The following is a 9,131-nucleotide window of genomic DNA, read 5'->3' on the forward strand; positions in this document are numbered from 1 at the left end:
TACCCCGCGTGTTGTTTTGGTGAAAAATTAATAAAACGTCGTCGCCTTTAAGTACTCGCCTATGTAAAAACTACAACAAATCTTTCTCCGTAGGGCAGGCATAAAACACAAAAACCGGAGTTGCGCCAACAATGGTCCGGTTCTGTGATTCGCTTGTCAATTAACTCAGCATAAGTCTTTCAACAACTAATATTTAAAAGTATGAATAAAAAGATTACCCTCGATCTTTTGAAAAGAACTTTCGGCAGTTTAAGCTTAATTATCCTGTTGTTAGTTTCTTCCGCAGTTCAGGCTGCTTCCCGTTCAAACACGCCCGCCGTATTCGAAACGGTTACGGGTACAGTTACCGATGAAACTAAACAGCCCTTGCCGGGTGTTACCGTACGTGTAAAGGGTACTACTACCGCCGTTAGTACCGATGCTAATGGCCGTTACTCTATTAATGCTAACAGCGGCGCTGTATTGGTATTTAGCTTTGTAGGTTATATTAACCAGGAAGTTACCGTTGCCGGTGGCCCTATCAACATATCGCTTAAGCCACAATCAAACATGCTTACCGAGGTTGTGGCCATTGGTTACCAAACCATGCGTAAAAGCGATGTTACCGGCGCTATATCCAGCGTAAAAGCTTCGGAGCTTAACCTTGTTGCGCCAACTGTTGGCCAGGCATTGGTTGGTAAAGTTGCGGGTGTGCAGATCGCACAAACATCGGGTGCGCCTTACCAGGGTACAAAAATACGTGTGCGTGGTGTAGGCTCGTTCATTGCAAGTTCAGACCCTTTATACGTTATTGACGGTTATCCTGCTAATAACGATGTTTTCATCAACCCTGAAGATATCGAAACCATAGACATATTAAAAGATGCTGCTTCGGCCGCTATCTACGGTTCGCGCGCTTCGGGTGGTGTGGTATTGATCACTACTAAAAAAGGTAAAGCAGGCAAAGGCAAATTTGAGTACGATGTACAAACCGGCCAAAGCCAGTTGGCCAAAAAAGTAGATCTGCTAAACTCGGACGAGTTTGCCCAATTGGTGATCGATGGCCGTAACAATGCTTACCGCGACCTTTGGGAAAACACCGGCCACGTATGGAACGATGCCATGATGAGCGACCCCAACGCAACCCGTGTTGCCAACGTAGGTAATGCAGGCAGCGTCCAAATACCAACTTATTTGTACGATTTCCCCACTGCATCGCTTATACATCAAACCGTTAACACCGACTGGCAGGACGAATTGTACCGCAATGCTTTCTACCAGCGCCATACCTTATCATTCTCGGGCGGTGCCGAAAATATGCGTTATTACATCAGCGGTGGTTACCAAAACCAGGATGGTATCATCGTATCATCGGGCCAAAAACGTTATAACTTCCGCGCCAATGTTGATGGCGACGTAAGCAAGAAACTGCACGTTGGCGCTAACGTGGCCTACACGCAAAACGAGAACCGCGAAATACAGGAAGGCCGTTTTGACCACGGGCCTATATTGGGTGCGCTGATCTACATGCCATTCTTCCCGGCTTATAATGCCGATGGTTCATTGGCCACTAATGCTGCTGCCTCGCAATCGGCCGCTTATGGTTTCCAAAGCATCGAGAACCCTATAGCATTAGCAACGCGTACTAAAATTAACCGTAAAGGTTACCGTACGCAGATCAATGCAAACGCTACATACAAAATATTGCCGGAGTTAGCCTTCAAAGTAAACGTAGGTGCTACTAAGTACAACGAAAAGTACGACTACTACTTGCCAACCAACCTGAGTAATGGTGCCAACCCTCCGGGCTCGCCGCAATCAATAGCTGCCGCTACCGCTGCTGCTCAAACTACTGATATGTTGGATCAATTGGCGGAGTTCACCCTTAACTACAACAAAACCTTTGGTAAACACCATTTAGATGTATTGGGTGGTTACACCGCGCAGAAGAACACCAATGACATTATCAGTGTTATTGCTACCGGTTTTCAAAATGATAACATCCAGGAGATCACCGGTAAAGGCGCTGATGCTGCCTTCTTCAGGCTGTACCAGGGTAACGTAGGTTTGGCACAAGGTTTAGGTACCACCGGGTTGGCGCCTACAGGTAAATCGGCCTTCACGCTTTTATCATACCTTGGCCGTGTAAACTATAACTATGCAGGCAAATACTTCCTGATGGGTACTTTCCGTGTGGATGGTTCATCTCGTTTCGGCCCGCAAAACAAATACGGTTACTTCCCGTCGGTATCTGCCGGCTGGAACCTGTCGGAAGAAGATTTCTACCACGATCTTTTGGGCGAACAATCAACTGTTAAATTACGTGCAAGCTGGGGCCGCAGCGGTAACTACAACATTGGTAACTACGGCTGGTTGCAAACTTTATCGAGCCCTACAGGTGTAGTATTCGGCAACAGTGCTGCAGTAGCATCGGGTACGTACTCTAACGGTATAGCCGACGAAAAACTGAGCTGGGAATCAACCTCGCAGTATAACTTTGGTGCCGATGTTACTTTATTCCACGGCCGCTTATCAGTATTGGCCAACTACTACTTAAGTAACTCGCGCAATATATTGTATACCCAGCCTATCTCGGCAATTTCGGGTTCTACCAGCGTGCTTACCAACCTGCGTAACTCGCAGATACGTAACACCGGTTTCGATTTCCAGTTGGATGGCCGTGTGATCAGCAAAAAAGATTTCACCTTTAACCTGAGCGGTAACATCTCTTTCAACCGCAACATGGTTACCAAACTGAGTGGTAACAACACCATCATTATTAACGGTGCCGAGCGTTCGTACTTAACCAATATTACCCAGCAGGGCCAGCCGGTGGGTATGTTCTACGGCTTTAAAGTTGCCGGTATGGTTACTGCCGAAAACATTAACCAGGTAGCTCCTTCGGCTTCACAATCTAACCCGCTGCACGTTGGCGACCTTTATTTTGAAGATACTAACGGCGATGGTAAAGTGAACGACCTTGATAAAACGGTTATTGGTAACCCTTACCCTGATTTTACTTACGGTTTCGCCCTGAGCGCTACTTACAAAAAGTTCGACTTCAGCGCGGCCTTCAACGGCTCGCAAGGCAACCAGATACTGGATGGCCAAGACTACTACCTGTACAACATGGAAGGCTCGGGCAACCAATATGCTGATGTAGTTAACCGTTACCGCAATGCTGCCCAACCGGGCAATGGCGTGGTTTACCGTGCATCAAGGGGTGGTACACAAAGCAACAGCACCCGTTTATCAACCTTCTACCTGCAAGATGGTTCGTACCTGCGTTGTAACAACATCACGTTGGGCTACACCCTGCCAAAAATACTTGATACCAAGTTAGGCATCAGCAATGTGCGCATTTTTGCTACGGTTGTAAACGCCTTCACTATCACAAAATATAAAGGTTACAACCCCGAGGTAGATTATAACTACACCAGCGGAAGCAGTAACAGCACGCAGCCAACAAACCTTGCGCCTGGTGTTGACTATGGTGTATACCCGCTTGTTCGCTCGTACAACCTGGGTTTGAGAGTTACATTTTAATAACCACTTAAACGAAATTGAAGATGAAAAAGAATATAATTACGATAAGCTGCGTTGCCCTGCTATCGTTACCCATAGTATCGTGTAAAAAAGATTTTTTGGAGCAAACGCCGCCGAACTCGGTAGCGCTTAATAATGCTTTCCGCACGCCGGAGGATGTGCTTTCTGCTGTAAATGGTATATACCAATCGTTACGCAGCAGCAACAACATTGGCGAAAACAGCGGGTTGTGGACCGATGAGCGTTCTGATGATACAGGCCGTAACGATAACCAATCTAACGCGGGCGAGCCCTTCCAATTCGGCGACTTCTCGCTGTTGCCAAGCAACACTTACCTAAAAAGCCATTGGGTATCGTTATACAATACGGTATCGCGTGCCAACGTAGTGCTTAATAACATTGATAAGGTAACTTTTGCCGATGCCAACCTGAAGCAACAATACATTGCCGAAGCTAAATTTTTACGCGCGGTAATGTACTTTGAGTTGGTGCGTACATGGGGCGATGTACCCCTGGTAACTGCTACGTTCACCAACCTTGATGAATTGAATGCTAACACCTTCCGCGAGAAACAAGAAACGGTTTATGCATTGATCGTTGCCGACTTGAAGGATGCTTTGAACAGCAACCTGCCCAACCTGCAAACAGGTGCCGGTATTGGCCGCGCCTCAAAAGCAGCTATCAACGCTACTTTGGGCCAGGTTTATTTAACTATGGCCACCACGCAGGATCAGGCTAACCGTACGGCTAACCTTACGGCAGCTAAAGATGCACTGTTGGCAGCCTACAATGTGCGCACGTTCGGCGCGCTGAGCAGCATCCCGTATACTGATGTATTTGATGTAGCTAAAAAATCTACCTGCCCCGAGCTGATCTGGCAGATCGTAAACAAACAAGGCGACCCAAGCTACAGCTCGTCTATAGCGGCCAACAACCAGGCCAAGGGCGAAACCATCAACTCGCTGAAACCATCGGCGGGGTCGGGTGGTAACGTTACGCCGGATCTGATCAAAGATTACGAAACCGGCGACCCGCGTATGGCCTTTTCGGTTAAATACGCTAATGACCCTATCGTGAAAGATTACTTCATCACCAAATTTAGGGATGCCAGTGCTGCTGCCTCAAACTTAGGTTACGGCGGTAACGATTGGATATTGATCCGTTATGCCGATGTGATCTTGAACCTGGCCGAAGTAAGCAATTACCTTGGCGATGCCGCAGGCGCTATCCAGTACCTGGATATGGTGCGTGCCCGTGCCGGTATGCCGCTTTACGCAGTTGCCTCTGCCAACCCTGCCTACAGCAGCAAATACACCGATCTGAAACTGGCCATTTTGCACGAGCGCCGCGTGGAGCTTGCCTTTGAGCACCACCGCTGGTTCGACTTGCTGCGCACCTTTACTACGCCAGAACTAGTTGCGTACTTTAAAGCTAAAAGCCAGGCCGATTTCGGTATTCCAAAACTGGCCAACTTTACTACTAAAGACAGGTACTTCCCTATACCATTCGACGAGTACAAACTCGACCCGGTGAAGATGTACCAAAACGACGGTTACTAAAACCAAATAGAAAAGGAGGGAAGAAATTTCCTCCTTTTTACTTATTTTATATTCATGAAACTACAACTACTTGCTGCGTTACTATGCGTTTGCGTGGCCTCTAAAGCACAGCAAGCCGCAAATGTGAACGTATTTATGGGTTCCAGCGGCGATCATGGGCAAATGTCGCCCGCGGCGTCTTCTCCCTTCGGCTTGTTAAGCATCGGCCCGCAAACCTACCCCAAACTGCATATGGGTTATGAGCATAAGGCCAAAATATTTTTAGGTTTTACCCATAACCGTTTTGAAGGCGTAGGCTGCCAGGGCAGCGGTGGCAATATTTTGATAAAGCCTTTTACAGGTACCGACGCCGAAGCCTGCAAACTGGAAAAGAGTACAGAGAACGCAGGCCCGGGCTATTACAAAGTTGCTTTTGCCAACGGCATAAAAACGCAGATCACCGTAAATAAAAACACCGGTACCGAGCAATATGCTTTCCCGGCAAATGTGGCAAAAGGCTTCGCTATCGACCTAAGCCACACGCTGGCCAATCGCTTTGTTGCCGAAGAGCACACTGTATCGGCCCAAACCATCAGTGGCTGGATAGACTCGCGCACTACCTGTAATGTGGGTACATACCGTGTTTATTACGCTATAAAGTTTGCTGCGGATGTGCAGCTGAAAGAAGTTGCCCCGCATAAACTGTTGGCGCAATTGAGCAATAATGCTACTCAGGCCAAAATTATAGTCGGTATATCGAGTGTTGATACAGAGCATGCTTTAGCAGCTTTGTCGGCCACTCCGGCAGGCGCAACACAAGCATGGGATAATGTGCTTGGGCAGATCGCTGTTAAAGGCGACCCTGCGAAGCAGAAGCTATTTTACTCGCTGATGTACCGCACGCTGCAATCGCCCTATCTGATCTCCGAAACCGATGGCAGCTACCGCGCTACCGATGGCAGCCTGCAGCATACCAATGGCGCCGCCTACAATGGATGGGCCATTTGGGATAATTACCGCACCCAACTGCCTTTGCTGGCTATGCTGTACCCCAAACGTTACCAGGATATGGTGAGCTCTATAGCCCGCATGTACCAATTCAGCAAAAAAGATTATGCTACCCAGCACGAGCCATCTAACACGGTACGTACCGAACACGCCATTGTGGTATTGCTGGATGCTTACCGCAAAGGCTATAAAGTAGAGTTCGCGCCGATAATTGATTCCCTCACTGCCGAAGTAAATAAGCTTGATTTTACCCATCCCGATAAAGCCCTCGAATCGAGCTACGATGTTTGGGCGCTATCGCAGATACTGCACATCATGGGTAAAGAAGAGTTGAGCAGTAAATACCTGCAAAAAGCGCTGGAATATAAAGAGTACTGGAATAAGGATTTTAAGGATCTGACCAAAAACGATGTCGACCGTGTATCGGCGCGCGGTATGTACCAGGGTACCGTTTGGCAGTACCGTTGGCTGGTGCCATTTGATAATAAAGGACTGATGGAACTGGCCGGCGGGCAGGATGCCTACCTAAAACAGCTGGATGAGTTTTTTGATAACGACTATTATAACCACGCCAACGAGCCCGATATACAGGCACCGTTGATGTACAACTTTACGCAGCAGCCCTATAAATCGCAAAACCTGGTGCAGAAGTACGCTGCCGATACCGTGGTGCAATATTACTTTAACGATAATAGCCGCGGGATAGACCCTTTTGTGGATGTGATATACCGCAACGCGCCTGATACCTATATCCGCACCATGGATGATGATGCGGGCGCTATGTCGGCATGGTATGTTTTTGCGGCAACAGGTGTTTTCCCGGCATGTTCGGGTTGGCCGGTTTACTATCTCAGCGTACCACTATTTCCGGAGGTGTCTTTTAAGGGTGGGACCAAAGCTTTCACTATAAAAGTGGCTAATTATGGTGCCGGTAAACGGTATATTCAGTCGGCAACATTGAACGGAAAACCGCTTAGCCGCAACTGGCTAACGCATGAAGAAATTATGCAGGGAGGAACGCTGGTGCTAAGCGCAGGCAGCAAGCCAAATACGAGCTGGGGTACCACTAACCAATGGGTATCGTCGGCAGATATGAAATAACACATTAACAGAAACAAAAATGAAATTCAGGATAATATTAGCTGCACTTATGGTAAATGCTACCGTGGCGCTGGCGCAAAACAAAATAATGGTAGTGGCCCACCGCGGCGACTGGCGCAACAACCCCGAGAACTCCCTGCGTGCCTTTGAAAGTGCCGCAGCAATGGGTGTAGATGTGGTAGAGCTTGACCTGGCCAAAACCAGCGACGGCGTTGTAGTTATCATGCACGACCAAACGATTGACCGTACCACCAACGGCAAAGGCAAACCATCAGACTATACCTTCGAGCAGATCAGAAAATTCGGTTTGCGCAACGGGCTTGGCCGCGTAACGCGCAACCAAATACCCACGCTGGAAGAAGTAATGCTGGCGCTGAAAGGTAAACCCGTAAAGGTGAATCTGGATAAAAGCTACTCATACTATCGCGAGGCGCTGGCCGTGCTGCAAAAAACAGGCACAGTAAAGCAAGCCATATTTAAGGCAGAAGTTACTTACCGTGAGCTGAAGCAGAAATACGGAACGTTGATAGACAGTATCATTTACATGCCTATAGTAAACCTGGATAAGCCTGAAGCTAAACAGGTCATAGTAGATTACCTGCAGAATATGAAGCCATACGCTTTCGAAATGAATTTCAGGTCGGATACTTCATCGGTACTGGCCAATAACAAATTCATTACTGATAAGGGTTCGCGGGTTTGGCTTAACTCGCTTTGGGCATCACTGAACAACGGGCACGAAGACGACTTGGCCGTAGAGGATGGCAACACCAAAGATAGCTGGGAATGGCTGATAAACCATGGTGCTACTTTTATTCAAACCGACCGCCCCAAACAAATGATAGAGTTTTTGCGGGCGCGCAAACTGCACAAATAATTCGGACAGGCAATTGTTAGTAGCATAGGCCGGTAAAATGTGATAATGCATTTTATCGGCCTTTTTTATTTAACGGAGGTATCGGCAGGAGCGTGCGTAACAAATAGGTGATAGAGATCCGGTCGCCTATTTATTCGTATATATTATTTGAAATAATAAATTATCTTACAACACAAATTATTATCTAAACCGATCTGATCTTATTATTAAAAACTATGAAAACCACGCCCCCGGATTTTTATGGCTCTGCAAAAAGGTTATGGGAAACAGTTGGGAAGGCCAACGCGTCTGATACTGCCGAGTTACAACAGCGCATCGGATTTTATAAGCGGCTGCTCAATATTTTCCAGGCCGGCAACTATTACTACCTATTGTTCAATATTTACGAAGGCCAGATCGCCTACGTTAGCCCCGAAGTAGAAGAGGTTTTGGGATATCGGCCCGATGAGGTTGATATATACAGTTTTATGGATCGCATTCATCCCGATGATAAGCCCTATTTCCTCGGATTCGAAGCACAGGCCATTACTTTTTTTAAGCGATTGCCTGTAGAAAAGATCAAGAACTACAAGGCCCAGTACGACCTGAGGCTCAGGAACAAAAGCGATGGGTATAACCGTATCCTTATCCAATATGTGGCCTCCAATTATGACGGCGAGAATTTTTACCACAGTTTCCACGTCCATACCGATATATCGCATATCAAACCCGAAGGCATACCCTGTTTTTCCCTTATCGGTTTAGATGGCGAACCTTCTTTTTACAATATTCAGAGCCCCGGTTTGCTCCTAAGATCGGCAGATCCTTTTACCAAACGCGAGCGCGAAGTTTTAAAATGTATAGTAGAAGGTAATAACACCAGGCAAATAGCCGAGCGGTTATTTATAAGCCTGCACACCGTAAGCACCCACCGTAAAAATATATTAGCCAAGGCTGCTGCCAAAACCCCGGTAGAGCTTGTAAGTAAAGCTATTAATGAAGGTTGGATATAAGTATGGGCGCGCAAAAAATACCTACCTTTAGGTATTTTTTGCATTTTGATACCCCCGTATTTTTACGGTAATTAATAAGGGTTATTCTCA

At 47.1% G+C, this 9,131-nt stretch carries 5 protein-coding genes; all 5 read left to right on the top strand.

Annotated features, from left to right (window positions below; translation table 11 throughout):
- The first annotated feature begins 201 nt into the window (after positions 1-201).
- The 5 genes from BC343_RS25420 to BC343_RS31715 all read left to right on the top strand — a co-directional run bounded on the left by BC343_RS25420 (position 202) and on the right by BC343_RS31715 (position 9,041).
- Complete coding sequence (locus tag BC343_RS25420) at positions 202-3,525, top strand: SusC/RagA family TonB-linked outer membrane protein (RefSeq protein ID WP_078350626.1); 3,324 nt, start codon at positions 202-204, stop codon at positions 3,523-3,525.
- Between the two features lie 23 nt (positions 3,526-3,548).
- Positions 3,549-5,084, top strand: a complete 1,536-nt coding sequence (locus BC343_RS25425; protein ID WP_078350627.1) for a RagB/SusD family nutrient uptake outer membrane protein — start codon at positions 3,549-3,551, stop codon at positions 5,082-5,084.
- A gap of 54 nt (positions 5,085-5,138) precedes the next feature.
- Positions 5,139-7,172 (top strand): glycoside hydrolase domain-containing protein, encoded by a 2,034-nt coding sequence (locus BC343_RS25430; RefSeq protein ID WP_078350628.1) that lies wholly within the window; start codon positions 5,139-5,141, stop codon positions 7,170-7,172.
- A 19-nt stretch (positions 7,173-7,191) separates the two neighbouring features.
- Positions 7,192-8,049, top strand: a complete 858-nt coding sequence (locus tag BC343_RS25435) for a glycerophosphodiester phosphodiesterase family protein (protein ID WP_078350629.1) — start codon at positions 7,192-7,194, stop codon at positions 8,047-8,049.
- 215 nt (positions 8,050-8,264) lie between these two features.
- Complete coding sequence (locus tag BC343_RS31715; RefSeq protein WP_143822348.1) at positions 8,265-9,041, top strand: LuxR C-terminal-related transcriptional regulator; 777 nt, start codon at positions 8,265-8,267, stop codon at positions 9,039-9,041.
- Positions 9,042-9,131 lie beyond the last annotated feature (90 nt).

The sequence above is a fragment of the Mucilaginibacter pedocola genome, assembly GCF_002013915.1.
GTDB lineage: Bacteria > Bacteroidota > Bacteroidia > Sphingobacteriales > Sphingobacteriaceae > Mucilaginibacter > Mucilaginibacter pedocola.